Origin of the sequence: Actimicrobium sp. CCC2.4, assembly GCF_034347385.1 — a bacterium.
GTDB lineage: Bacteria > Pseudomonadota > Gammaproteobacteria > Burkholderiales > Burkholderiaceae_D > Actimicrobium.
The window spans coordinates 1,950,314-1,976,520 of record NZ_CP133777.1 but is presented as its reverse complement, the minus strand read 5'-3'; the positions used below and the strand labels follow the sequence as shown (position 1 = coordinate 1,976,520).

Here is a 26,207-nt window from a genome sequence, read left to right as displayed (position 1 = left end):
TATGCCATGAGGATTCCTTTTGCTTGACCACGCTTACCCTGTTCCCCCTTTAACGCATCTGGTCAGCGATTGCGATGGTGTGCTAATCGACAGCGAGGCCGTCGCGCTCGATGCGATGCTGACGTCCTTGCAGTCGCGCATGGCCGACCGCGAACAACTCGCCGCACTGATCCGTCCGCGCCTTGGCTTGCCGCTGGTCGAAGTACTGGCGCAATTGTTTGTCATTCTGGAGGCGACGCCCGCCCATGGCGAACTGATAGCCATTGGCGAATACATCGAACACGAATGCGATCGCCGGCTGTCGCTGGTGCCCGGCGTGGCCGACGCGCTGGCCGCGATCGCGCTACCGAAAGCCGTCGCCAGCAACAGCCACAGCGACCGCGTGCGCGCAGCGCTGGCCCGTACCGGCCTGGCGCCGCTGTTCGGCACCCACATCCACACGCCTGACAACAGCGGTTTGCCCAAGCCTGATCCGGCGGTCTATCTGGCAGCAGCAGCCGGCCTCGGCGTCGCACCGGGTCACTGCATTGCGGTTGAAGACAGCATCACCGGCGCGACCGCTGCGGTCGCCGCTGGGATGGTGGTGCTGGGATATATCGGCGGCGGACATGTTCCGGCCGGACAGGCATTGCGCATGCAGGCGCTCGGGGTTCATGCCACCTTCGACACAATGAGCGCCTTGCCGGAACTGGTCAACGCGCTGATCCTGCGCCGCTAGGAGCGACGCCGCAAGGTCATCTTCAGACCGACCGGCGACATCACGAACGCCATCAACTCGCGCGGTTCCTGACCGTCGTCGGTCTGCACCGACACCAGATCAAATTGCCCGAGTACCAGGGCGATTGCCATTTTTATTTCGAGCAAGGCCAGATAACGCCCCGGACACGTGCGCGCACCGGCACCGAACGGCATCGCAATGCGTTTGTCGGCACCGCCTTCGTCGCCTGCATCGCGCCAGCGTTGCGGGTTGAAGCTGCCGGCTGCAGTGAAGAACTGTTCATCGACGCTGTGCCGGCGCAGCACACACCATATCGGCGTACCCGCCGGTATCGCAATATCCCCGATCACCGTATCGTGCAACGCCTGGACCGGAATATACGGCGCGACCGGCTTGAGCCGCATCGCCTCCAGCGCGCAGGCATCGACATAGTCCAGCGCATCCATCTGTTCGATCGTATAGCCAGCCGGATCGGGCGCGACCCGGCGCACTTCGTCACTGGCCTGCTGCAGCGCTGCCGGATGCGCCTGCAGCAGATACAGCATCCAGGCGATCGTGTTGGCGGTGGTGTCTTCGCCAGCCAGCAGCATCGTCGTGACATTGCCGGAGACGGTCCGGTCGGTCACGCCGCTATCGGGTTCGGCGGCGGCCACCAGCATCGCTTCGAGCAGATTGCGCGGATTGTCACGGCGGGCCGGTTCGGCAGCGAGACGGTCGTGCGCACCGGCGATCAGTTCGCTGATGGCGCTCTTGAGCGCGACGACGCTGCGGTCCAGTCGCCGGTCGGAAGGCAGCCGCACGTAACGCCAGTAAGGAAACAGTGCCAGGCTGCGTCGTGCCACCATCGGCAGGATCACGTCCAGATGTTGCTGGATCCGGTCTTCGCCGGAGGCAATCGTGTTGACGTCGGTGCCGAATGCCAGGCCGGCGATGATGTCGACGGTATAGCGCTTCAGGTCGTCCGACAGGTCGATGGGTGTTTCGTTTGCAGCCGCCGTATTCCAGCGCTGCTGCAAGCGCAAGGCCACTTTGATCAGTGCTGGAAAATACGCCTTGATTGCCGTCGGCGACAGCGCCGTCATGACCATTCTTCGCTGGTTGCGCCAATCATCGCCCTCGGCCAGGAACAGGCCCGGAATACCGCCCATCTCGTGCGAGACTTTTTCAGTGACGGCCGGACGCCGGAAGCCGGCCGGCCGGTCGCGCAGGATCGCGCCTATCGTCACGTGGTCTGCGACCACCAGCAAGGTAGCGTGCCCCAGCGACATGCGGAAAAAATCACCGTATTGCCCGCACCACTGCTCGACGATCCGGTGCACGCGATCGGGTGTGATCTGGTGGATATTGCCGATTATCGGGAGCGTTGGCGGACCGGGCAAATCGCGTAACTGGCGAAGCGGCATTCTTGCGTCTGGCATGGCGACTCCGAAAAATGGTATCCCTCAAGGTACACTGAAAGTGGCGAGTAGCGGCCATTTCCGGGACTGTGACCATGAGGGACATCAACGCCTTGCGGCACCTTATAGCGGATGACTTGGTACGCTTGAGCGGGAGTCCAACTATCTCAACTATCATGGGCACCGATGCCGGATCAAGCAACGACTCCCTGCGCCGGCCGCGAACTCCTATCGCAGCCGGTCCGGACACCGCCGCACTATCAACTGCACCAGACTACGGAGAACTCCATGACCACACCACATATCGGCTTTCTCGGACTAGGCAGCATGGGTGCGCCGATGGCGCGCAACCTGCTCAAGAGCGGTCTTGCCGTCACCGTGTATAACCGCACCCGCGCCGTTGCAGAAGCCTTCGCTGCCGACGGTGCCAGCATCGCCGACACCGCCGCCGGCGCCGTCGTCGAAGGCGGTATCGCCATCACGATGCTGTCCAATGATGCCGCGCTCGAAGCGGTCACGCTGGGCCAGGACGGTCTGCTTCACAAGCTCGGTAAAGGCGGCTTACATATCTCGATGAGTACCGTGTCACCTGAGACCTCGAAAAAACTGGCTGCGCTACATGCCGCGAACGGCAGCCTGTTTTTGAGTGCGCCGGTATTCGGCCGGCCCGAAGCGGCTGCCGCCAGCAAGCTCTGGATTGTCCAGTCCGGCAGCGGCGATGCCAAGCAACGTGCCAAGGCCATCCTCACTATTCTCGGACAGGGCATCCATGACTTTGGCGACGATCCGGCGGCGGCGAACGTCGTCAAACTGTCCGGCAATTTCATGATCCTGGCCGCCATCGAAACCATGGCTGAAGCACAGGCCCTGGCCGAAAAAAATGGCATCGACCGCGCTGCGCTGGCGAGCTTTTTTGGCCAGACCATCTTCGCCTGCCCGATTTACCAGAACTACGGCCGCACCATCGCCGAACGCGCTTTCGAGCCGGCCGGCTTCAAGCTCGAACTCGGTATGAAGGATGTGCGTCTGGTGCGCGACGTTGCCGAAGCGGCGATGGTACCGATGCCACTGGCCGACTTGCTCCATGACCGGCTGCTGACCAGCCTTGCCAAGCAGCGCGGCAAACTTGACTGGACCGGTATCGAGCTGGTCACAGCCGAAGACGCCGCACTGCGTTAATCCTCAGCACGACATGCACGACCGGCCAGGCCTGTACATCAGCCCGGCGTTTTTCACCATTTCAAAGGAGTTACCCATGACTGATGCATCGACCTACACCCCGCCTAAAATTTGGACTGCCGACAAGGAAAGCGGCGGCCTTTTCGCCAATATCAACCGTCCGGTATCCGGCCCTACCCGCGACAAAGAACTGCAACGCGGCGTACATCCGCTGCAGCTGTATTCGATGGGCACGCCCAATGGCGTCAAGGTCACCGTGATGCTCGAAGAGCTGCTGGCCGCCGGACACACAGGCGCGGAATACGATGCCTGGCTGATCCGGATTCATGAAGGCGATCAGTTCGGCAGCGGTTTTGTGGAGATCAATCCGAACTCCAAGATTCCAGCGCTGGTGGACCATAGCGGCGCAGCGCCGATCCGGATCTTCGAGTCGGGTGCCATCCTGGTCTATTTGGCCGAAAAATTCGGTGCCTTCCTGCCCACCGACAGCGCCAGGCGCGCCGAATGCCTGTCATGGCTGTTCTGGCAAATGGGTAGCGGACCATTTCTGGGTGGTGGCTTCGGTCACTTCTATGCGTATGCACCATTAAAAGTCGAATACGCGATCGACCGCTATGCAATGGAGGTCAAGCGTCAGATGGATGTGCTGGACAAACGCCTTGCCGACAACGAATACATTGCCGGCGATGAGTACACGATTGCCGACATGGCGATCTGGCCGTGGTACGGCAGTCTGGCAAAAGGGCTGTTGTATGACGCCGGCGAATTCCTGCAGGTACAGGAGTACAAGAACGTGCAGCGCTGGACTAATCAGCTCGCCGAACGCCCGGCGGTCAGGCGCGGACGCATGGTCAACCGCACCATGGGCGAGCCATCCAGCCAGTTGCACGAGCGTCATGACGCCGGTGACTTTGCGACAAAGACGCAGGACAAGCTGGCGACATCGACCTGACCAAACAGGATCGTGTCACCGTTGTGCGTGGACACGATAATGCCGTGTTCACCTTACCGATTGCTTGGCCGTTACCGGCGTTATTGTGTCAGTAGCGCTCAAGCCAGTGTGCGTACGGTGCCGGCAAGGTCCATGACGCACGCGCAACGCCCAATTCCTTGGCGGCGAAATACGCCCAGTGTGGATTGGCCAGATGGGCCTTGCCCACCATGACCAGATCTAGCTGTTCTGACTTGACTGCTTGCTCGGCAAGCGCCGGCACACCAAAGCCCCAGGCTGACGAGACCGGCACGCCGGCTTCGCGACGCACGCGTTCGCTGACAGGACCCATGAAAGCCGGTCCCCATGGGATCGATGCAGTGGGCGTCGAGAAGCCAATACTGACGCTGATCATGTCCATGCCGGCGGCCTTGAACTGGCCGACCAGAGCTATCGATTCAAGCAGGGTTTGCTCGTCGCGGCCGTCGTATTCGATCACGCCGAAGCGCACCGTCAACGGCAGGTCTTCCGGCCACACTTCACGTACGGCTTTCAAGGTCTCGAGAAGGAAGCGGCTGCGGTTCTCGACGCTGCCGCCGTAGATGTCGGTGCGCTGGTTCGAGTGCGCCGAGAAAAAACTTTGCGCCAGATAGCCGTGCGCAAAATGCAGCTCCAGCCATTCGAAGCCGACCTCGCGGGCACGCACGGCAGCGTCGACAAACTCCTGACGCACGCGCGCGATGTCGTCCAGCGTCATCTCGCGCGGCTGGCGCGGCAGGTTCGCACCGAAGGCAATCGCCGACGGTGCGATGGTTTGCCAGCTGCGCGCATCGTCTTCGGCAATGTGGTCGTCGCCTTCCCACGGCCGGTTCGAACTAGCCTTACGACCTGCATGGCCGATCTGGATGCCCGGCACCGCACCGGCCGATTTGATTGCCTGCACGATGGGCACGAAGGCCTGTGCCAGGTCATCGTTCCAGATGCCGGTGCAGCCTGGCGTGATGCGTCCTTCGGGAGCGACACCGGTCGCCTCGACGATCACGAGGGCGGCACCGCCACGCGCCATGCTGGTGTAGTGCGCCAGATGCCAATCATTGACGAGACCGTCGACAGCCATGTACTGGCACATTGGTGGTACAGCGATACGGTTGCGCAGTGACGCATTTTTAAGCTTGAACGGTTGGAATAAAGCGGACATGGGTTCCTTTGGTTAAGTGAATAAGCAGAAGTTCGGTAGTTCGTAAATAGTCGAACAATAGAAGGAGTGTACAGCACGGTGTATCCTCTTGCCTATGCGCCCACTTAAACACCCCTCTGCCACCGACCTTGCCCTCGAACGGGTGCTCTATGCGTTGAGCGATTCGATCCGTCTGGACATCGTCCGGCACCTGGCGCGGGTCGAGGTTGCCACCTGCGGCGAACTTGATGGCGGACGGCCGAAATCGACCGTCTCGCATCACTTCAAGGTCTTGCGCGAAGCCGGTCTGGTCGTCACCGAAAACAATGGCACCAACCACATGAACCGCTTGCGCCGCGCCGACATCGAAAGCCGGTTTCCCGGCTTGCTGGCGGCGATCCTGAAACAGGACGCCTGACTTAAGCCGCCTTGACCAGCGGTCACACGCTAACAGCGTAATCCGCGAGTTATATTTTCGCGTTCCTTACCGAAGATGATTTCCGCACTGTGGCCGGCTTTTCTTTCTTGAGGTGATCGAGAGCCAGCAAGGTCTCTGCATAAATCATGAAGCGATTGAGATAATCCGGCGAGACGTCGCGCATCAGTGCCAGCGAGCGCAGCACCAGCATGTGCGAATTGATCGGCCCGGCGTTCTTCGGACCTTGTTCGAGCGCCCGCGCCACTTGCCGGCCGGCGCTCAGTGATGACCAGGTATTTCTCGCGCTGCGCAGAATTTTGAGTTCGGTGCGACCGCCCGTCCCGGCGGTTTCCGATCCGTACTGTTCGAGCTCGGACACCAGCCCAGACAGCAGACCGGGCTGGTCGCCGGATTTCAGCTGCTGCCGGTAGCGCATCAATCCCTTGAAATCGTGTTCGTCGAAAAGACGCTGCAACGCATCGGCCTGCTGCGGGTGGGCGGATACGGCCTCGGCCATGAAGCCCGCAGCGTTAGATCGCGCCTGTTCAAACCGTACGGCAAATATCGCCAGGGCCTGCGACAGCTTATCGACAAGCAGGTGCCGGATGTATCCGTCATGCGTCTTCGACCGCTTTGCCAGTGCCTCGAGATAGTGCTGACCGACAGCATCGAACCGTGCGGCACCGGCAGCACGCAATGCGGCGATGCGCGTGTCGATGCCAGCAGATGGATCCGTTGCCGCGCCGTGGCCGGCCTCATCCATCAGGCGACTTACTGATAGCGGGAGTTTTTGGTACGGGTGCCATTTCTACCCGCCGGTTTTGCGCACGCGCGGCGTCGTCGGTATTGGGGCTGACGGGCTGCTCGGCACCAAAGGCAGCAGCGAAGACCATCGCCGATGGCATGCCTTCATCGATGAGCGCGCGGGTCACGGTCAACGCACGCTGGGCCGACAGCTCCCAGTTGTCCGCAAAGCGACCGCCGCGAATCGAGATGTCGTCGGTAAATCCGCTCACCATCAACAGTTCGTCGCGCGTCGTCAGGTAAGCCTGCAGCGGCTTGACCAGACTGGTCAGGAGTTGCCGGCCCTCGGGCTGCAACTGATCCGAATTGAGACCGAACAAGACCTGGCCGCTGATGCCGATACGTCCGTTGCTGAGGGTGATGCGGCCGGTAGCCAGCGGAATTGCCAGCGCTTTTTCGAGCGTCATGCGACGCTGCTCTTCGACCTGGCGCTTGGCAATCTCGTCCTGCAAACTCGACGACAATTCCATTTGCACGCCAATCACGCCCACCAGTATCAGCACGAACGCGCCCAGCAATCCCGACATCAAATCGCCAAATACCGCCCAGACCGGCGCGGTATGCTCAATGCCGCCGTCACTGTCATCCATTACCCGCCTCCCCGGCAGCCATCGATTGCCGGCCTGGCAGCTGGCGCAATTGCTCCACCATTTCTTTTTGTGAGGTCATGCTCAGGTCGATGATTTCGCGCGCCTGGGCGACGTAGTAAGCAAGCTGCTCGTCACTGCGCAGCATGGATTTGTCCATCGCGCCTTCGATGCGCTGGAGGTTAGCGATCAGTTTTTCATTGCCTTCGTTGAACGATTGCACCGCGAAGCCGAACGCTTCGCCCAGGCTGGACACATCGACGGCGCTGCTGACCAAGTGGGCCGTGATGTCGGCGAGCTTGGTTGTTTCTACTGTCACGTTTTCTGAAAACGTGTTGCCGGCAGCCTCCAGCGCCGTGGCTGAAGACACCACCAGCGTATCGATTACGGCGCGCTGTTCGACAGACGCGTGATTGATTGCCCCTAGCAATGCGTTGAGCGTTTCCATGATGCGGCTGCGTTCTTCAAGCAGCTCGTTATCGCGCGCCACGCTGCTGGAGATTTCCTTGCGCAACTGGCCGATTACTTCAGCCGCAGCGCGTGGCGCTTCAGAGGCGGTGTGAATCAGGCGCGTGATCGGTTCTTCAAGTGCCGTACCAAGTGTCGTCAAATGGCGGGTCAGGGCGAGCTCCAAACCGGCCAGTCGCGCGACGGCAGCGTCGGCACGCAATGCTTCATCGTCCCGCAGTGCTCCCAGTTCCAAGCGCAGCGCACTGCTCAGCTGATCCATGGCGACACGCTGCTGTTCGATCCACTGCGCTTCCGCCGTGATACGGGAGCGCATCAGCTCCTCGGCGCCGCTAATGAGCTGTGTTGTTTGCGCAAGAGACTTGCTGGCGCTGACCTGCGCCTGCCCGGTGATCTCTTGCACGGTCCGCGTGAGGGTGTCACAGAGCTGGCGGTGCTGCGTCAGTGTCTGCGCACCGGTGTGCTGCCACTCGCTGGTGAGAGTCGCTGCGATCGCTTGCAGTGATTGCGTCCATGCCTGTCGCAGCTCGTCATCACTGATCGCCTGTGCGGCTTGCGAGCGGGCAAACGTATCGCCCACGGCGGTGACGAGATCGACGGAACGTTGCTCGAATGTGGCGTTGAATGCCTGCAACGAATGCTGGACTCCGGCAACGACACGGCCGCTGGCCTGTTCGTGGCTGGCGAGTGCCGTTGTCCAGGTATCGGCTACCGTCGTGACAGCGGTATCGAACCGGACAGACACGCCGTCAAGTTGACGTTGTACGGTGCCTGCCATGCGCTCGTACATCACTATTGATTCCTGAGCGATTGCACCCATCGCTGCGTCGACCACCGGCTTGATACTGTCGCCGGCTATCTGCGCGCTCAGGCTCAGGCTCTCGCGCAGCGATTTATCGACGGATTGAGCCAGGTCGGTGTAGACACCCTTGATGTCGCCATGAAAGCCTTCCTGACTGGCGAGCAAATGCTGGCTTAATTGCTGGCCCAGCTGCTGGTTCGTCGCTTCGATCCTGCTCATCATTGCCTGCAGCTGGTCAACGACGGCAGGCAATATCTGCGACTGCACTTGCAATGCCTTGAGCGTTTCTTCGCGCTGATGGGCGACTGAAAACCGGCGCAGCGTGGTCGCAATCCTGGTGTCGAGAAGCTGCGCAGCCAGCACGCGATCACGGCGGCACAATGCCGACATCAATCCCAGCATCGCGGAAGCGGCAACACCGGCGACCGACGTTCCGAATGCCAATCCCAATCCTCTGACCGGCATCGAAAGCGCCGAACGCATCGCCTGAAGATCAGTCGTTTTTTCGAGTGCAAAAACGGCACCGTTGAGTGTCACGACCATCCCCATGAAGGTACCCAACATCCCCAACATCACGAGCAAACCAACCAGATACGGCGTGAGCGCAGGCCCAGGCAGACCGACGCGCTCGCCTTCGATACGTAATCGCACCGCGTTTTGCAACGAGCCATGGACATGAGCTAGCCAGTCACCGAGGTCAGGTAACGCCTCGGGAATGGCCGCGAGAGCCGCAGTCAGTGTCGTCGTTGCCTGCCGAAACTGGCGGAGTTCGAGAGCACCATACACGTAGACGATACCGATGAGTATCGTCATCGTGAGCGCGAGTAAATTGTCACGAATGAATCCGGCACCTACCCAGACAATGCCGAGTGCTCCCAAAAAAATGCGACTGCAAATAACTGTCTATTCATTGTTTGTCTTAGTGTCGAATGCTTCGATGAGTCCCACGGTCGGTTGCAATCGCAACTCCAGTTCGAACAGCAACAACATTTGCATGTCATTGCAAAATTGTGTCAGCCAGCCGGTCGGGTGTATCCACGCAGCGGGGTTGTCTGCCTCGCGGGACTCAACAAGCCTCTGCTGATGAACTTTGAACAATTGCTCAAAGCGTATTTTTAAAAGTACCGGTATTTTCGAGAGCAATTTTCCCTCGCGCTCGCGCAGAATTGCCTCGAGTGCCGCATCCAGGTCGGCGAGTTTTTTTAGTCTTGGCGACACGTTCGCCAGGGCATTCCGGATCTTGGTTCGCAGTGGCTGGACACGCATTTCCATGTCGCGCTGGTGGGCGTCGTAAAACCAGCGATATGGCGCGTAGGCCGCGGCAATATCTATCGGTAACTCGAGTAAGGGGATCGGTAACTTGATCAGGGATTTTCCTGATTTTGGCGAGCAGTTCGCGATGATTGAATTGATCAAGCCGGTTTGAGTCCGGTCGAATTCGACGGCAATGGCAGTGCTCAGATTGATTTGCGCGGCTGCAGGCATGAAAGGCATCGGCATCGGAGCCGTGATGTCGCTATGCACGGCCGACAGTGTGATGGCATCGGCAAAGTGAATCCAAAGGCCTAGCTTTTCTGCAAACGCGTTCTCTTGCTCGAGCGTTCCCACCATCTCGAGACGGGCAAGACAGCGAATGAGTGTGGAGCTGTGGAAGTTTGTACGCGGTAGCGCTCGCGTCATAAGGACAGGCAATCAAATTCAACGAAATCAACACGACTGATGGTTCACGCCGCAATCTGGATACACATTATTGAGAACAAGACGCCCGCGCCTCAAGCCGTTTTAGGGACGCTTGCCGTGTTTTCGCTCGTGATTATAGCCCGCGAGGGACGCAAAACCAAACCCTCCGCGCCAACGCAAAAAGGCCCTTCTTTCGAAGAGCCTTCTTGTTTGCTGCATGTAACTGAGCCTGACGATGACCTACTTTCACACGTGTTGACGCACTATCATCGGCGCAACGTCGTTTCACGGTCCTGTTCGGGATGGGAAGGGGTGGTACCGACGCGCTATGGTCATCAGGCTTAACTTGTAGAATCCTCTGTGGGGGCCGTTGATCTGGCTCCTTCAGGGGACGCAATTCGGAAGAAGTAAAGAAGTACAACACACACCTTGAAATCATCTTCAGTGTGCAGTTAGCGGGCGTGATGCATCAACAATCGCATACGCCATACTCGTCGTCTCTAACCCATCAAGGTTATAGGGACAAGCCTTACGGGCAATTAGTACTGGTTAGCTTAATGCATTACTGCACTTCCACACCCAGCCTATCAACGTCCTGGTCTCGAACGACCCTTCAAAGGAATCAAGTTCCTGGGAAATCTCATCTCAAGGCAAGTTTCCCGCTTAGATGCTTTCAGCGGTTATCTCTTCCGAACTTAGCTACCCGGCAATGCCACTGGCGTGACAACCGGTACACCAGAGGTTCGTCCACTCCGGTCCTCTCGTACTAGGAGCAGCCCCCTTCAAATTTCCAACGCCCACGGCAGATAGGGACCAAACTGTCTCACGACGTTTTAAACCCAGCTCACGTACCACTTTAAATGGCGAACAGCCATACCCTTGGGACCGGCTACAGCCCCAGGATGTGATGAGCCGACATCGAGGTGCCAAACTCCCCCGTCGATATGAACTCTTGGGAGGAATCAGCCTGTTATCCCCAGAGTACCTTTTATCCGTTGAGCGATGGCCCTTCCATACAGAACCACCGGATCACTATGTCCTACTTTCGTACCTGCTCGACTTGTCAGTCTCGCAGTTAAGCACGCTTATGCCATTGCACTATCATCACGATGTCCGACCGTAATTAGCGTACCTTCGAACTCCTCCGTTACACTTTGGGAGGAGACCGCCCCAGTCAAACTGCCTACCATGCACTGTCCCCGATCCGGATAACGGACCAAGGTTAGAACCTCAAACAAACCAGGGTGGTATTTCAAGGTTGGCTCCACGAGAACTAGCGTCCCCGCTTCAAAGCCTCCCACCTATCCTACACAGATTGGTTCAAAGTCCAATGCAAAGCTACAGTAAAGGTTCATGGGGTCTTTCCGTCTAGCCGCGGGTAGATTGCATCATCACAAACATTTCAACTTCGCTGAGTCTCGGGAGGAGACAGTGTGGCCATCGTTACGCCATTCGTGCAGGTCGGAACTTACCCGACAAGGAATTTCGCTACCTTAGGACCGTTATAGTTACGGCCGCCGTTTACTGGGACTTCAATCAAGAGCTTGCACCCCATCATTTAATCTTCCAGCACCGGGCAGGCGTCACACCCTATACGTCCACTTTCGTGTTTGCAGAGTGCTGTGTTTTTATTAAACAGTCGCAGCCACCAGTTTATTGCAACCCTTTCGTCCTTCCTCCGCAGGGAGGTCAAACTACAAGGGCGTACCTTATCCCGAAGTTACGGTACCAATTTGCCGAGTTCCTTCTCCCGAGTTCTCTCAAGCGCCTTAGAATACTCATCTCGCCCACCTGTGTCGGTTTGCGGTACGGTCTCGTATGACTGAAGCTTAGAGGCTTTTCTTGGAACCACTTCCGATTGCTTCGCTTATAAATAAGCTGGCCTCAACCCCTTGAATTACGCACCCGGATTTACCTAGATGCCTTCTACAAGTCAAGGACCGGGACTTCCAACACCCGGACAACCTTCCGCGATCCGTCCCCCCATCGCATCATACGACGGTGCAGGAATATTAACCTGCTTCCCATCAGCTACGCATCTCTGCCTCGCCTTAGGGGCCGACTCACCCTGCTCCGATGAACGTTGAACAGGAAACCTTGGGCTTACGGCGTGGAGGCTTTTCACCCCCATTATCGCTACTCATGTCAGCATTCGCACTTCTGATACCTCCAGCATCCTTTACAAGACACCTTCGCAGGCTTACAGAACGCTCTCCTACCATATCGACGTCATAAATGACGTTAATATCCGCAGCTTCGGTGACTGGCTTAGCCCCGTTACATCTTCCGCGCAGGACGACTCGATCAGTGAGCTATTACGCTTTCTTTAAATGATGGCTGCTTCTAAGCCAACATCCTGACTGTTTTAGCCTTCCCACTTCGTTTTCCACTTAGCCAATCTTTGGGACCTTAGCTGGCGGTCTGGGTTGTTTCCCTCTTGACGCCGGACGTTAGCACCCGACGTCTGTCTCCCTTGCTCGCACTCATCGGTATTCGGAGTTTGCAATGGGTTGGTAAGTCGCGATGACCCCCTAGCCATAACAGTGCTCTACCCCCGATGGTGATACAAGAGGCACTACCTAAATAGTTTTCGGAGAGAACCAGCTATCTCCAAGTTTGTTTAGCCTTTCACCCCTACCCACAGCTCATCCCCTAATTTTTCAACATTAGTGGGTTCGGACCTCCAGTGCGTGTTACCGCACCTTCATCCTGGCCATGAGTAGATCACTTGGTTTCGGGTCTACACCCAGCGACTGAACGCCCTATTCGGACTCGATTTCTCTACGGCTACCCTATACGGTTAACCTTGCCACTGAATGTAAGTCGCTGACCCATTATACAAAAGGTACGCAGTCACGGATCAAGTCCGCTCCTACTGTTTGTATGCACACGGTTTCAGGATCTATTTCACTCCCCTTCCGGGGTTCTTTTCGCCTTTCCCTCACGGTACTGGTTCACTATCGGTCGATATCGAGTATTTAGCCTTGGAGGATGGTCCCCCCATCTTCAGACAGGATTTCGCGTGTCCCGCCCTACTTGTCGCAAGCTTAGTTCCACACCAGACATTTCGTGTACGGGGCTATCACCCACTATGGCGCCAATTTCCAGTGGCTTCCACTATGTCTCATGCTAGATCTTGCAGGCTCTTCCCATTTCGCTCGCCGCTACTTTGGGAATCTCGGTTGATTTCTTTTCCTGCAGCTACTTAGATGTTTCAGTTCGCCGCGTTCGCTTTGCAACCCTATGTATTCAGGTTGCAATGACCATTAAGGCCGGGTTACCCCATTCGGAAATCTGCGGATCACAGCGTGTTTGCTCGCTCCCCGCAGCTTATCGCAAGCTACTACGTCCTTCATCGCCTGATATCGCCTAGGCATCCACCATGTGCACTTAGTCACTTGTCCCTATAACGTTGACCTCTGTACCACCAGCGTCTTTCTTTCGAAATGCACCGGTGACACAAAGACGGTTAGAACAACTGAGTACTACGTATGCACTTGCACCTTTGTAGCTACTTGCGTAGCCCAGCTAGATGCAAGCATGTTGAATCCATGTTTGTTGATTACAATCACTACCCACCAGCGCCTTTAATTCTCGCTTTCACGAGTCTCATCGACACTGATAAATCTTTACTTCTTCCAAATTGTTAAAGAGCGAACAGCTCATGGTTTCTTGTTATAAAAAACCAAACCTAATACCTTGTCATTCGCTTCGCGAATGACGCTGCTTAGGTTTGCATTTTTACTTCACTGCATTTATTCATCGTTCTCTGGTGGAGGTTGACGGGATCGAACCGACGACCCCCTGCTTGCAAAGCAGGTGCTCTCCCAGCTGAGCTAAACCCCCCAGGTGTTTCACTGACTGCTTAACTACTTGCTGCTTACCACCCTACTCTGTCTTGGTGGGTCTGGTTGGGCTCGAACCAACGACCCCCGCGTTATCAACACGGTGCTCTAACCAACTGAGCTACAGACCCGCTTGAACCCGCGCCACTTCACCACGACATATCACCACACTCTCGTGCACTTCCTTGTCATCGCTTGCTTGTTTTTACTGCTTGCTGTTCTTCTCTCGACTAACAGCTGATAAGTGTGGACACAGGGCTTCCGCGCATGCTCTAGAAAGGAGGTGATCCAGCCGCACCTTCCGATACGGCTACCTTGTTACGACTTCACCCCAGTCACGAATCCCACCGTGGTAAGCGCCCTCCTTGCGGTTAAGCTACCTACTTCTGGTGAAACCCGCTCCCATGGTGTGACGGGCGGTGTGTACAAGACCCGGGAACGTATTCACCGCGACATGCTGATCCGCGATTACTAGCGATTCCAACTTCATGCAGTCGAGTTGCAGACTACAATCCGGACTACGATACACTTTCTGGGATTAGCTCCCCCTCGCGGGTTGGCGGCCCTCTGTATGTACCATTGTATGACGTGTGAAGCCCTACCCATAAGGGCCATGAGGACTTGACGTCATCCCCACCTTCCTCCGGTTTGTCACCGGCAGTCTCATTAGAGTGCCCTTTCGTAGCAACTAATGACAAGGGTTGCGCTCGTTGCGGGACTTAACCCAACATCTCACGACACGAGCTGACGACAGCCATGCAGCACCTGTGTACTGGTTCTCTTGCGAGCACACTCTGATCTCTCAAAGCTTCCAGCCATGTCAAGGGTAGGTAAGGTTTTTCGCGTTGCATCGAATTAATCCACATCATCCACCGCTTGTGCGGGTCCCCGTCAATTCCTTTGAGTTTTAATCTTGCGACCGTACTCCCCAGGCGGTCTACTTCACGCGTTAGCTGCGTTACCAAGTCAATTAAGACCCGACAACTAGTAGACATCGTTTAGGGCGTGGACTACCAGGGTATCTAATCCTGTTTGCTCCCCACGCTTTCGTGCATGAGCGTCAGTGTTATCCCAGGGGGCTGCCTTCGCCATCGGTATTCCTCCACATCTCTACGCATTTCACTGCTACACGTGGAATTCTACCCCCCTCTGACACACTCTAGCCATGCAGTCACAAATGCAGTTCCCAGGTTGAGCCCGGGCATTTCACATCTGTCTTACATAACCGCCTGCGCACGCTTTACGCCCAGTAATTCCGATTAACGCTTGCACCCTACGTATTACCGCGGCTGCTGGCACGTAGTTAGCCGGTGCTTATTCTTCGGGTACCGTCATTAGCCCACCGTATTAAGATGAACCGTTTCTTCCCCGACAAAAGAGCTTTACAACCCGAAGGCCTTCTTCACTCACGCGGCATTGCTGGATCAGGGTTGCCCCCATTGTCCAAAATTCCCCACTGCTGCCTCCCGTAGGAGTCTGGACCGTGTCTCAGTTCCAGTGTGGCTGGTCGTCCTCTCAGACCAGCTACTGATCGTCGCCTTGGTAGGCTTTTACCCTACCAACTAGCTAATCAGATATCGGCCGCTCCACGAGCATGAGGTCCTTGCGGATCCCCCACTTTCATCCGTAGATCGTATGCGGTATTAGCGCAACTTTCGCTGCGTTATCCCCCACTCCAGGGCACGTTCCGATATATTACTCACCCGTTCGCCACTCGCCACCAGGGTTGCCCCCGTGCTGCCGTTCGACTTGCATGTGTAAGGCATGCCGCCAGCGTTCAATCTGAGCCAGGATCAAACTCTTCAGTTTAATCTCTGTGTTTTATGTCCTCTCGGACATGGTCATCGCTGACCGGTCGCTCACTCAAAATACTGACAGGATCAATCTTTCAATCTTTCCTATATTTCTTCGTGAGCACTTGCTTATATGTAAAGACTCCGTAGCAACCTAAGTCACCACAGTGCACTTCCACCAAGTGCCCACACTTATCAACTGTTAATTGTTAAAGAACTTACCGCACCATCCACAACATTTCGATTACCCTCACCGACCGTGCCGTCTTTGATGCTGCTGACAAAGCGTTTTGTTTGTCTGCGCTTCGATGTCGCTGAAGCAGGAGGCGAACTATAGCCAATCCGCCCTCGGCGTGCAAGTTATACGGGTAAATAATTTAGATGATTCATTAGCCTTCACGATACGAAGACGTGTTTCTCCAGATGACGCCGTATTTACCGTTACTGCGGATACCACTACGGGCATCCTCCTTGTGAATTTGTATGAGGTTTCCCGTATTTCAAATCCGTTGACGCAGCAACGCACCAATGACCTTGAGCAAATCAGACAGCCGCTCCTATGCTACCCTCGCTCCATAAAATTCATTACCCGCCGCATAAGATCATGTTTTCGTCGATATCGCTTCGCCCATGGATGGCCCGTACGGCCAACGTCAAAACTATCACCGTATTGGTGATGGCACTGCTATTTGCGCAATGGCTGGGACAAATGCATCGGGTCGCTCATGACGGATCGGCGACAGCCAGCGCCAAAATATCCCCCGAAGTCGCGTCGGGTACCTCTTCTGTTTTTCAGCTGGTCGCGCATCTGGGCGATTCCAGCCATTCTTGTGCTGCATTTGATGCCGCAACCCTGTCTGCCGGGATCTGTACCGCGGCAATAGCGATTCCAGTCTTACCTAACTTGCACGCTCTGGCACTGTGGATTGCTTTCGCGTCAAGACTTCCCCCCTTCACTGCCCATTTTCTTTCCCGTGCACCACCCGCTGTCTGATTCGTTTTACTGATTAAATTTTGTGTACCACGCGGCTTCTCCCGCGGGCGCACAAGTCTTTGCTATCTATTCAGGAATCAACATGCACGCTCAACGTACTTTATTGGCAGGCGCCGTTCTGTCCGCGCTCTCCACAATCGCATTCGCCCAAATCACCGAACCAAAAATTCAGTCGATCGTCGTCACGGCAAGTCCCTTTTCCTCCAATGACGGCGACCAGATATTGACTCCTGCCAAAGTCCTCTCGGGCGATGAACTGCGCAACAAATTAGGTGGATCCTTAGGTGACACGCTCTCCGGCGAGCTCGGGGTATCAACATCGGCATTCGGCGCAGGCGCTTCGCGTCCGATCATCCGTGGCCTCGATGGCTCGCGCGTCAAAATCCTGCAAAACGGCATGGCGGTCTCGGACGTCTCCGGATTATCGAATGACCATGCGGTAGCCACCGATGGCCCTACAGCAAAACAGATTGAAATCCTACGTGGGCCAGCGGCACTAATGTACGGCTCGGGTGCAATTGGCGGACTGGTCAATGTCGTCAATGACAGGATCCCGACCACATTGGCCACCATCCCAACAGGAGAAGCCGAAGTGCGTTACGGCACCGTCGATCAGGCAAAAAATCTGTCGCTATCGGCTGACACCGCAGCGGGCCCGATCGGGCTACATGTCGACTCCAGCGTGCGCAATGCCAGCGATTACAAGATCCCCGGCAACCGTATCCAGGGCGATTCGACCAGCGCCAGCGGCACCCTGCCCCTGTCATTCGCCCGGCAAAACACTATCGGCGTCGGCGCCTCCTATATTCAGGACTGGGGACATGTCGGGATCTCCGCAGCAGAGGTCAGCAATCTCTACGGCATACCCGCTCTCGAAGGAGCGCAAATCGATCAAAAGCAACGTCGTTACGATATCGATGCATTGGTCAATGCGCCGTTTGCCGGATTTGAAACCTTCAAGTTCAAGCTCGGGTACACCGATTACAAACACAGCGAGCTAAATCTCGACAATGTCCCCCAAACCAACTTCGCCAATCGATCACTCGAAACCCGCGCCGAATTGACGCATAAACCAATTGCCGGATTCCGTGGAACGTTCGGTATTCAGACCGACAACACCAATTTTTCGGCATTAAATGCAACCGATGGCGGCCCGAACACGGTGCCTGTCACGCGCTCGACATCAAGCGCGGCCTTCCTGGTCGAAGAAAAAGAATTCGGTCAGGTTCGCATGAATGCCGGCTTGCGTCTTGAGTCGGTAAAACGCGCGCCAGTCAGCAATATTGACCGCAGCTTTGACCTGGCCTCGTATGCCATCGGTGGTTTGTGGACATTTATGCCCGGGTATGGCGCTGGCGCAACGGTGTCCATCGCCCAGCGCGCACCGACCGCCGACGAGCTGTATTCCGGCGGACCGCATGATTCCACTGCGACCTTCGATATCGGCAATCCAAACTTTGCCAAAGAAACTTCACGTAACGTCGAGTTGACGCTGCAAAAAAATACCGGCCTGATCCGCTGGAAGACGAATGTGTTCCAGACCAAGGCAAAGAATTTTGTCTACGGCCAGATCGCCGGTAATTTCGTCGACGAGGAAGGCAATCCAGGCGGCACATTAAAGGAACGTATCTTTAACCAGGCGGACGCCACAATCCGCGGGGCAGAAGCAGAAATTACCTATAACGCCCATGGCAACGGCGTGTCATTGCGCGCCTTTGCCGACACGTCGCGCGGCTCGCTCGATGGTGCTGGCAGCCTGCCGCTGCAACCAGCATCACGGTTCGGTGGTGACATCGGCTACAAAACCGGTGCCTGGCGCAGCGGAGCATCGCTGATCCATGCCCGGACGCAAGACCGGTTAGCCTCCTTTGAGACCAGCAATACACCTGCCTACACGCTGCTGGATGCGAACCTGTCTTACACCTGGAAGGTCGGCAACAACGATGTCACCTGGTTCGCCAATGTCAAAAACCTACTGAACCAGGATATCCGGCTGTCGACATCGATCCTGAAAGATGTCGCACCGCTGCCGGGCCGCAACCTGATCGTAGGCTTGCGGACCCGGTTCTAAGTCGAGCAACACATGGCGGAAAGCTGATCGACCAGCTTCCCGCCAATGCTGAATCACCCGAACAGCAACGCATAACCCAGCACCATGCCAATCCCCAGGAACGGCATCGCGTACCAATGAAATTCCAGCCAGGCCTTGCGCTCGCCACACAGGCGCAAGGCAATCAGGTTGGCCATCGAGCCGACCAGCAAACCAAACCCGCCCACATTGACACCATAGGCAATCACGCGCCAGTCGCGCGAGTACTCGACCAGTGCAATCGCGGCCGGCACATTGCTGACCAGTTGCGACCCGGCGATTGCCGCCAGATACAAATGGCGCGCTTGCGCCAGCCCCAGCACCTGCATCGCATCACGAACAATGGTCAGGCCGGCCAGCAAACGCAGGTCGATAAACATCAGTACGAACACCAGCAGCAAACCCCAATCCATGCGCGCCAGCACCGCGCGACGCAGCAGCAGAAACACCGCCAGTACCGTCAGCGCCGCCAGTTCGACATGACGCAAATCGGTCGCCAGCAGAAACGGCACGTATAACGCCAGTGACCACCAAAACAGGCTGCGATCGAGCCGGCCAGGGGGAGTGGCGGTCTCCGCTCTGATGGAACGACGTCCGAACAGGACACAGGTCAGCGCCAGCAGCAACGCCATCAGCATCAGTGCCAGTGGCAGCATATGCGCGACGAACTCTACGAAGGACACGCCGGAGAGCTGCCACAAAAAGAGATTTTGCGGATTGCCGATGGGCGTCAGCATCGAGCCGGCGTTGACCGCCAGCGCTTCCAGGATCACCAGCCGGGACCGCGGCAAGCCAGTCAACCGGCAGATACCTAGCGTCAGCGGCACAACCACGAACAGTGCGACATCATTGGTCAGCACCATCGACAGCAACGCAGCGGTCAGCACCAGACAGACGGCGACGGCGCGTTCGCTGCGCATGCGCGCCGTCAGCCAGTGACCGGCATGATCGAGTGCGCCGCTCAACTCCAGACCCTTAGTCAAGGCGAGCAAGCCGGTCAGTGCCGCGATCGTAGGCCAGTCAACCAGCGCCGGATAAGCCGCAATCCGGTCTGGTGAAAACACACTAAGTACGACCAGTACTGCCAGAAGCAACAGAAAAAAAACATCGTTAGCCAACTGCCGCACCCATGTTCCAAACAAGCCGAAACGGCTTTGTCGCACTGTGTCATCCATCGATTGTTGCGGGCTGCTCATGCCTATCCTTGCCGTGCTATTGGATTTTGCCGAAGCATACCTGAAGCGCTTTCTGCGCCGGCAAGCACGCTGGCTTTACCGCACAGTAATCGGCTGACATAAAATACCGGCTTGCTGTTACCAGCTCTCCTTTTTCTGATCGTGACCCGCAATGCCAACGTCCCTCCCCGCCACGCCGATGGTGCCCGCACCTGTGCTTATCCACTGGATCGAAAACGACTTGTCCTGCTCAGCGCGCTGGCGCTCCGAAAGCGGCATGCCCAGTCCGAAGCGCGTCGTCATCGCCGATGACCGCACCACCGCCGACGCGGCGTACCGGCTGGCGTGCGAAGGCACCGCGATGTTGTGGCGCGGCGACTTCCAGAATGCGCGCCAACTCCTGCAAGCCATGGCGCGCCGCTGCGACCGCAAGGTCCACAAGGCCGCCGGCAGCCCGCTCGAAGCATTCAATTTTCATCGTCAGGCGCAGTCCCAGCGCGCTCGCACCCTGGCGATGCTGCTCATGCCATTCGATAGCAATCACACGCTGCCTCTGCGCCGCGCGCCGGATGTCGCGGCCGCGTGCCTCGAGGCCTATGGCAGCGCCGATGCACCGTATGTGGCTTCACTGCGTGAACTGCTGGGACTGATAGGCGCGCACGAATGGCGCAAGGCCGGCGTCGACATTGCCGCGCTGGACAACCGGATTCATCCGCACTATGGCGTGTTCGCTCCGGTGCGCGGCGAATATGTCGGGCTGGTGGCAGAAATGCCCTTGCCCTCGACCACCCTGGCATTCGACATCGGCACCGGAACCGGCGTGCTGGCAGCGGTACTGGCACAGCGCGGCGTGCAGCGCGTGGTCGCTACCGACCAGGATCCGCGCGCCCTCGCGTGTGCGCAAGAAAACATCACCCGCCTCGGCATGGACGCGACGATAGAACTGCTCTGCGCCGACCTGTTCCCGCCGGGTCGGGCCGGGCTGATTGTCTGCAATCCGCCCTGGCTGCCGGCACGGCCCAGTTCACCCATCGAATACGCGATGTATGACCCGGACAGCCGCATGCTGCGCGGCTTCCTCGACGGATTGGCGGGACATCTTGAAAAAGCAGGAGAAGGTTGGCTGATCCTGTCGGACCTGGCCGAGCACCTGGGCTTGCGCACACGTGCCGAGTTATTGGAATGGATTAGTGCGGCGGGCCTGACGGTACTCGGACGCAAGGATGTACGGCCTGTCCATCCGCGTGCCAGCGACGCCGCCGACCCGCTGCATGCAGCGCGTAGTGCCGAGCTGACATCGCTATGGCGACTCGGTACCGGACAGGCCGGCACCGCGTAATCCCTATCAACCGCGGGCGATCAGTCCCGCGATATGCGCCAGTGATTCCTCGACCTGATCCACCAGAATCAGGCACAGATCCCCTGGCGACAGTCGTTCGAGCGCCGTATCAATGGCCAGGAACTCGCCACGAATCTCATCGATCACGGTAGTGCGTGATGCATCGGCCAGGCCAGCCCGCAGCAAGGCCACGACTTCACCATCGGCACGACCGCGCTGGCACTGGTCCTGATACAGCAAGACATCGTCGAATGCCGCCCCCAGGATTTCGGTCTGCTGACGGATATCTTCGTCACGACGGTCGCCGGCACCGCTGATGACCACCGAACGGCGTTTTGCCGGCAGGCACTCGACCGCCTGCACCAGCGCCAGAATGGCATCCGGATTGTGGCCATAGTCGGCAATCAGCGTCGCACCACGGTAATCAAAGACATTGAAACGCCCCGGCGCATTGTCGCTATCGTTGGCAAACGATTTCAGGCCGGAACGCATCACGTCCCAGTCCAGGCCGACGGCCCAACCTGCAGCAACGGATGCCATCACGTTTTCAACCTGAAACCCGATCGCGCCACCGCGCGTGATCGGGATCTCTGACAACGCGATCCTGTGTTCGATCGTGCCCTCGGCTGCCACTAACATGTCATCGTCGATGAACACGACGCGGCGTCCCTGGGCACGGTGCGTCGCCATCACCGGATGACGGCGATCGCTGCCAAAAAAGGTCACCGATCCCGAGCAATTACCGGCCATTCGCGCGACGATGGGATCCGTCGCATTGAGCACCGCAACACCGGTATCGGACACGTTCTGGACGATCACCCGCTTGAGCACGGCGAGGTCTTCGACAGTCGTAATGTAGTTCAACCCAAGATGATCGCCGGTACCGATGTTGGTCACCACGGCGACCTGGCAGCGATCGAACGCCAGCCCTTCGCGCAACACACCTCCGCGCGCCGTTTCGAACACGGCAGCATCGACATCCGGATGCAGCAGCACGTTGCGGGCGCTGCGCGGACCGCTGCAGTCGCCGCTGTCAATACGCCGACCGCGGATATAGACGCCATCGGTATTGGTCATGCCGACGCGCAAACCGGTCTGCGTCATCAGATGCGCAATAAGGCGCACGGTCGTGGTCTTGCCGTTGGTGCCGGTCACCGCGACGACCGGGATACGGCCATCGTCGCCGCGCTTGAACATCTCGGCGATGATGGCATCACCGACCGGACGGCCTTTGCCGAACGATGGTGACAAATGCATCCGCAAGCCCGGCGCAGCATTGACTTCCACCACGCCACCGCCCTGTTCCTCCATCGATTTGAGTACGTTGTCGCAAACGATGTCGACGCCGCAAATATCGAGCCCGACCATGCGTGCAGCAGCAATGGCGCGCGCCGCGAATTCGGGGTGGACATCATCGGTGACATCGGTGGCGGAGCCGCCAGTCGACAAGTTGGCATTATTGCGCAAGACCACGCGCCGGCCTTTTGGCGGGACCGTATCGGCGTCATAACCTTGAATCGCCAGGCTGGCCAGTGCAATGTCATCGAAGCGGATTTTGGTCAGTGAAGTCGCATGACCGGACCCGCGGCGCGGATCCAGATTGACCTGATCGACCAGTTGGCGCACCGACAGCACCCCGTCGCCGACGACTTGCGGAGGGTCTCTGCGGGCAGCGGCAACGAGCTTGTCACCAACTACCAGCAAGCGGAAATCATTGCCGGGCAAATAGCGCTCGACCAGAATCGCATCCCGGAATTCGGACGCCGTGGTGTAGGCCGCAGCCAGTTGTTCACGGCTCGTCACATTGACCGTAACGCCCTTGCCCTGATTGCCATCGAGCGGCTTGACGACCACCGGCAAACCGATTTCAAGCGCGGCTTCCCAGGCATCATCGACATCGCGAACCGCGCGTCCGTTTGGCACCGGCACGCCGGCGGCACTCAAGAGTTTTTTGGTCAGATCCTTATCCTGGGCGATCGCTTCGGCAATCGCGCTGGTGCTGTCCATCTCGGCAGCCTGAATACGACGCTGACGGCTACCCCAGCCAAATAACACCAGGCTGCCATCGGTCAGGCGGCGAAAAGGGATATTGCGTGCCACGGCGGCTTCGACAATCGCACCGGTACTCGGACCGAGCCGGACGTCTTCATCGAGTTCACGCAACTGGTGCAAGGCGTCGGCAAGATCAAAGTCGGTGTCATTGAGCGCCGCTTCGCACAGCGACTGGGCCAGCTTCATGGCCAGCCGGCCGACCGCTTCTTCGCTGTATTCGACCACGACTTGATAGGTGCCAGCCTCGAGCGTCTGCGTGGTGCGGCTAAATGTGACAGGGCAACCGGCCTGCGCCTGCAAGCCCAGCGCTGCCAGTTCAAGCACGCGAGCCAGCACGACTTCGTCCTGATGGCCGCTGGGCTGCAATTGATCCATCGCAGGAAACAGCGCGCGCAGGCGCACTTCAAAATCAGGCAAGGCATTGATCGCGCATTCCTGCCCGGTACACACAACGATCGCCTGGATTGCGGTGTGCTGACTCCAGAGATTCGGGCCACGTAAAGCCCGGATTCTTGAAACTTCCATAAAGCAGATTTCCTGTCCTAGAGTAGAGCCGGCGTCAGTGCGCCAATCTCAATAGTTGGTCTTGTGTGGATTCGATTCGAAGGTCCTCAAGCCGCCACCGATCAGTTCAGGGGTGATGCCCAGCGCCCATGTCGCAGCAACTGCCGCGAGGATCGCTTCGGGTTGCGCCGCTTTGCGCGCCTTGAGTGAGGACAGTGACAACAAAGTCATTTCTTCGGAAGCAACGGAGAGTACAACGTTTCCATCACGCAAAAAGATGACGCGCTCTCCAGATTTCCTGCGAGAAATAATTTCAGGCAATTCCGAGTCGATTCCGTAGAACACCACTTCGCCATCACATAGCGGGGCCATGGCGACAATACGCGGATCGGCGGCATTCAACACCGCGGCGCCGCTCGGCAGAATCACATCGATCTGGGTGCGCAATATCGCAGACATCTGATCCGGTTCGGTGATGTAAAACTCGCCGAGTTCCGCGTGACCATCCAGATCCGTAACAACACCGACTGCGCAACGGTCGTAAGCCAATCCTTCGGACAAGATGGCCCGGGCTGAATTCTCGAAGACAGCCGCTTCCACCGAGCGGTTGATCAACAGGCGCTGCCCGGCATCCCAGTCGACACTGCCGGCCTTGACGATTTGCCTGCTGTCCAGATATAGGCCATCGGCACACGCCAGCCCGACATTCTTGCCACTGATCTGGATGATCCAGGCGACGAGGCGCGCAATGAGTGCCGTACCACGGGTACCGGCGATACCCACAATCGGAATGCGCCCGCTGTCATGCGGTCCGAACAGATGCGTGACGATGGCTGCACCGACGTCGCGCGGCGTGCCACTGGCCGGTTTCAAATGCGACAGCAGGCCCGGTCCGGCATTGACTTCGATGATGGCGCCGCGCTGGCGCGACAGGGGTCGTGAAATATCCTGCGCCACCAGGTCGATACCGGCAACATCCAGTCCGACGATACGCGCGGCCAGCACGGCCATCTCGGCCACTTCCGGATGCACCTTGTCGGTCACGTCAAACGCCACATTGCCGTTACGCTGAATCAGTACGCGCTGTCCTGCAGGCGGAATGTCCGACGGTGTTAATCCCTGGCGTTCCAGTTCAAGCAGAATCTCTGCGCTGGTAGCGGGCTTGACGGTATTGAGGGGAAATTCTTCGGATTCACCACGACGGGGGTCCGCATTGATCTGCTGATCAACCAGTGCGATGACGGTGGCGCTGCCATCGCCGGTGACCCAGGCGGCTTCGCCGGCGGCCGCCGCAACCACCTTGTCACCGACCACCAGCAAGCGATGCTCGTTTCCGGGAATGAATTGTTCGACGATGACGGTACCGCCGTTGGCTTGGTACGCAAGGTGATAGGCTGCCTCGACCACGGCGCGGCTATCGAGGTCAAGCGATACGCCACGTCCGTGGTTGCCGTCGTAGGGTTTGACAGCGACCGGCAAGCCGATCTCTTCGGCGGCGTCCCAGGCTTCCGCGGCGCTGTTGACCATGCGGCCTTCCGGCACCGGCACGCCACAAGCACTGAGCAACACCTTGGTGAGGTCCTTGTCGCGTGAAATGCTTTCGGCGACGGCGCTGGTCTGGTCGGTCTCGGCAGTCCAGATGCGGCGCTGGTGAATACCGTAGCCAAGCTGGACCAGATTGCCGTCGGTCATGCGCATCGATGGAATCCGGCGTGTGGTCGCGGCATCGACGATGTGTGCGGTACTCGGTCCGAGGCAGCGCGTGTCAACCATCTCGCGCAGGATGGCCAGCGTGGCCGGCAAGTCATACGGACGGTCTTCGATCAGGGCCATCAGCAGTTCGCGACCGGCGGTCAGCGCGGTGCGCCCGACCTGTTCTTCGCGGGTCCGGAAAGCGACCTTGTAGATACCGCGCTGCGAGGTCTCGCGCGCCTTGCCGAACCCGGTTTGCATGCCTGCCAGGTTTTGCAGTTCGAGCACCACGTGCTCAAGAATGTGGGCCACGTAAGTCCCGTCACGCAGGCGCTGCAGAAAACCGCCGCGCACGCCAACACCGCAACGATGTTCGATCAGGCCCGGCAGCAAGGTGCTGAGCCGTTCGTATAATCCGGGAATCAGGTTGGAAGGGAAATCTTCCAGCGCGCCAATGTCAACCCAGACTTCGATGCAGGGTCGGTAAGTCCAAATGCTAGGTCCGCGCAAATGGGTCACGCGAAGCACTTCAATATCTTTCTTTTGGGTCATCTGTCTTGGTC

The 26,207-nt window shown here is 58.0% G+C and carries 16 protein-coding genes, 2 tRNA genes and 3 rRNA genes; 7 read left to right on the top strand and 14 right to left on the bottom strand.

The features are described 5' to 3' along the window. Window positions 1-19: 19 nt before the first annotated feature. Window positions 20-718, top strand: coding sequence for an HAD-IA family hydrolase (locus RHM62_RS09215; protein WP_322125187.1), 699 nt, complete (start codon window positions 20-22; stop codon window positions 716-718). On the opposite strand, the gene RHM62_RS09210 is transcribed toward RHM62_RS09215, so the two are convergent. Next, window positions 715-2,136, bottom strand: coding sequence for a cytochrome P450 (locus tag RHM62_RS09210; protein ID WP_322125186.1), 1,422 nt, complete (start codon window positions 2,134-2,136; stop codon window positions 715-717). The genes RHM62_RS09215 and RHM62_RS09210 overlap by 4 nt on opposite strands. 267 nt (window positions 2,137-2,403) lie before the next feature. Here RHM62_RS09210 and RHM62_RS09205 point away from each other — a divergent pair, with 267 nt between their 5' ends. Beyond that, on the top strand, window positions 2,404-3,294 hold the full coding sequence (locus RHM62_RS09205; protein ID WP_322125185.1) for an NAD(P)-dependent oxidoreductase: 891 nt from the start codon (window positions 2,404-2,406) through the stop codon (window positions 3,292-3,294). Between the two features lie 76 nt (window positions 3,295-3,370). Continuing rightward, entirely contained in the window at window positions 3,371-4,246 is an 876-nt protein-coding gene (gene yghU, locus RHM62_RS09200; protein ID WP_322125184.1) for a glutathione-dependent disulfide-bond oxidoreductase, read from the top strand. An 88-nt stretch (window positions 4,247-4,334) separates the two neighbouring features. On the opposite strand, the gene RHM62_RS09195 is transcribed toward yghU, so the two are convergent. Further along, window positions 4,335-5,423 carry an NADH:flavin oxidoreductase/NADH oxidase gene (locus tag RHM62_RS09195; RefSeq protein ID WP_322125183.1) on the bottom strand — a complete coding sequence of 363 codons (1,089 nt, stop codon included), beginning with the start codon at window positions 5,421-5,423 and terminating at the stop codon, window positions 4,335-4,337. 94 nt (window positions 5,424-5,517) lie between these two features. On the opposite strand from RHM62_RS09195, the gene RHM62_RS09190 reads away from it, so the two are divergent. Beyond that, the gene (locus RHM62_RS09190; RefSeq protein WP_322125182.1) at window positions 5,518-5,820 is read left to right on the top strand and encodes an ArsR/SmtB family transcription factor; all 303 of its coding nucleotides are present in this window, start codon (window positions 5,518-5,520) and stop codon (window positions 5,818-5,820) included. A gap of 49 nt (window positions 5,821-5,869) precedes the next feature. On the opposite strand, the gene RHM62_RS09185 is transcribed toward RHM62_RS09190, so the two are convergent. From RHM62_RS09185 to RHM62_RS09145, 9 genes are all read right to left on the bottom strand, one after another. Beyond that, the gene (locus tag RHM62_RS09185) at window positions 5,870-6,583 is read right to left on the bottom strand and encodes a DUF2894 domain-containing protein (RefSeq protein WP_322125181.1); all 714 of its coding nucleotides are present in this window, start codon (window positions 6,581-6,583) and stop codon (window positions 5,870-5,872) included. After that, window positions 6,576-7,214: an OmpA family protein gene (locus RHM62_RS09180; RefSeq protein WP_322125180.1), complete on the bottom strand. Its 639-nt coding sequence runs from the start codon at window positions 7,212-7,214 to the stop codon at window positions 6,576-6,578. The genes RHM62_RS09185 and RHM62_RS09180 overlap by 8 nt, the downstream gene beginning before the upstream one ends. After that, window positions 7,207-9,294: a DUF802 domain-containing protein gene (locus tag RHM62_RS09175; protein ID WP_322125179.1), complete on the bottom strand. Its 2,088-nt coding sequence runs from the start codon at window positions 9,292-9,294 to the stop codon at window positions 7,207-7,209. The genes RHM62_RS09180 and RHM62_RS09175 overlap by 8 nt, the downstream gene beginning before the upstream one ends. Window positions 9,295-9,384: 90 nt before the next feature. Next, complete coding sequence (locus RHM62_RS09170) at window positions 9,385-10,161, bottom strand: DUF3348 domain-containing protein (protein WP_322125178.1); 777 nt, start codon at window positions 10,159-10,161, stop codon at window positions 9,385-9,387. Between the two features lie 227 nt (window positions 10,162-10,388). Continuing rightward, window positions 10,389-10,501: ribosomal RNA gene (gene rrf / locus RHM62_RS09165) — 5S ribosomal RNA — on the bottom strand. Window positions 10,502-10,679: 178 nt separating this feature from the next. After that, window positions 10,680-13,565, bottom strand: a 23S ribosomal RNA gene (locus RHM62_RS09160). Between the two features lie 366 nt (window positions 13,566-13,931). Further along, window positions 13,932-14,007, bottom strand: a tRNA-Ala gene (locus RHM62_RS09155). A gap of 53 nt (window positions 14,008-14,060) precedes the next feature. Further along, a tRNA-Ile gene (locus RHM62_RS09150) sits at window positions 14,061-14,137 on the bottom strand. A gap of 145 nt (window positions 14,138-14,282) precedes the next feature. Then, window positions 14,283-15,815: ribosomal RNA gene (locus RHM62_RS09145) — 16S ribosomal RNA — on the bottom strand. Together the 16S, 23S and 5S rRNA genes with 2 tRNA genes alongside form the textbook arrangement of a ribosomal RNA operon. Before the next feature lie 588 nt (window positions 15,816-16,403). Here RHM62_RS09145 and RHM62_RS09140 point away from each other — a divergent pair. Together RHM62_RS09140 and RHM62_RS09135 are read left to right on the top strand one after the other, a co-directional pair. Next, the gene (locus RHM62_RS09140; RefSeq protein ID WP_322125177.1) at window positions 16,404-16,793 is read left to right on the top strand and encodes a hypothetical protein; all 390 of its coding nucleotides are present in this window, start codon (window positions 16,404-16,406) and stop codon (window positions 16,791-16,793) included. A gap of 82 nt (window positions 16,794-16,875) precedes the next feature. Continuing rightward, complete coding sequence (locus tag RHM62_RS09135) at window positions 16,876-18,864, top strand: TonB-dependent receptor (RefSeq protein ID WP_322125176.1); 1,989 nt, start codon at window positions 16,876-16,878, stop codon at window positions 18,862-18,864. Between the two features lie 53 nt (window positions 18,865-18,917). Here the strand turns inward: RHM62_RS09135 and RHM62_RS09130 are convergent, their stop codons facing one another. Beyond that, window positions 18,918-20,078 (bottom strand): SLC13 family permease, encoded by a 1,161-nt coding sequence (locus RHM62_RS09130; protein WP_322125175.1) that lies wholly within the window; start codon window positions 20,076-20,078, stop codon window positions 18,918-18,920. 178 nt (window positions 20,079-20,256) lie between these two features. Between RHM62_RS09130 and RHM62_RS09125 the strand changes: the two genes are divergently transcribed. Continuing rightward, window positions 20,257-21,396: a class I SAM-dependent methyltransferase gene (locus RHM62_RS09125; protein ID WP_322125372.1), complete on the top strand. Its 1,140-nt coding sequence runs from the start codon at window positions 20,257-20,259 to the stop codon at window positions 21,394-21,396. Window positions 21,397-21,402: 6 nt separating this feature from the next. On the opposite strand, the gene cphA (RHM62_RS09120) is transcribed toward RHM62_RS09125, so the two are convergent. Together cphA (RHM62_RS09120) and cphA (RHM62_RS09115) are read right to left on the bottom strand one after the other, a co-directional pair. Further along, on the bottom strand, window positions 21,403-23,973 hold the full coding sequence (cphA, locus tag RHM62_RS09120; RefSeq protein WP_322125174.1) for a cyanophycin synthetase: 2,571 nt from the start codon (window positions 23,971-23,973) through the stop codon (window positions 21,403-21,405). 48 nt (window positions 23,974-24,021) lie between these two features. Further along, window positions 24,022-26,196 (bottom strand): cyanophycin synthetase, encoded by a 2,175-nt coding sequence (gene cphA / locus RHM62_RS09115; RefSeq protein ID WP_322125173.1) that lies wholly within the window; start codon window positions 26,194-26,196, stop codon window positions 24,022-24,024. Window positions 26,197-26,207: the final 11 nt, after the last annotated feature.

Coding starts and splice junctions, on each gene's coding strand:
- yghU (WP_322125184.1), top strand. CDS start 3,371: ATGACTGATGCATCGACCTACACCCCGCCTAAAATTTGGACTGCCGAC.
- RHM62_RS09190 (WP_322125182.1), top strand. CDS start 5,518: ATGCGCCCACTTAAACACCCCTCTGCCACCGACCTTGCCCTCGAACGG.
- RHM62_RS09180 (WP_322125180.1), bottom strand. CDS start 7,214: ATGGATGACAGTGACGGCGGCATTGAGCATACCGCGCCGGTCTGGGCG.
- RHM62_RS09140 (WP_322125177.1), top strand. CDS start 16,404: ATGTTTTCGTCGATATCGCTTCGCCCATGGATGGCCCGTACGGCCAAC.
- cphA (WP_322125174.1), bottom strand. CDS start 23,973: ATGGAAGTTTCAAGAATCCGGGCTTTACGTGGCCCGAATCTCTGGAGT.
- RHM62_RS09130 (WP_322125175.1), bottom strand. CDS start 20,078: ATGAGCAGCCCGCAACAATCGATGGATGACACAGTGCGACAAAGCCGT.
- RHM62_RS09195 (WP_322125183.1), bottom strand. CDS start 5,423: ATGTCCGCTTTATTCCAACCGTTCAAGCTTAAAAATGCGTCACTGCGC.
- RHM62_RS09185 (WP_322125181.1), bottom strand. CDS start 6,583: ATGGATGAGGCCGGCCACGGCGCGGCAACGGATCCATCTGCTGGCATC.
- RHM62_RS09205 (WP_322125185.1), top strand. CDS start 2,404: ATGACCACACCACATATCGGCTTTCTCGGACTAGGCAGCATGGGTGCG.
- RHM62_RS09175 (WP_322125179.1), bottom strand. CDS start 9,294: ATGACGATACTCATCGGTATCGTCTACGTGTATGGTGCTCTCGAACTC.
- RHM62_RS09125 (WP_322125372.1), top strand. CDS start 20,257: ATGGTGCCCGCACCTGTGCTTATCCACTGGATCGAAAACGACTTGTCC.
- RHM62_RS09210 (WP_322125186.1), bottom strand. CDS start 2,136: ATGCCAGACGCAAGAATGCCGCTTCGCCAGTTACGCGATTTGCCCGGT.
- cphA (WP_322125173.1), bottom strand. CDS start 26,196: ATGACCCAAAAGAAAGATATTGAAGTGCTTCGCGTGACCCATTTGCGC.
- RHM62_RS09170 (WP_322125178.1), bottom strand. CDS start 10,161: ATGACGCGAGCGCTACCGCGTACAAACTTCCACAGCTCCACACTCATT.
- RHM62_RS09135 (WP_322125176.1), top strand. CDS start 16,876: ATGCACGCTCAACGTACTTTATTGGCAGGCGCCGTTCTGTCCGCGCTC.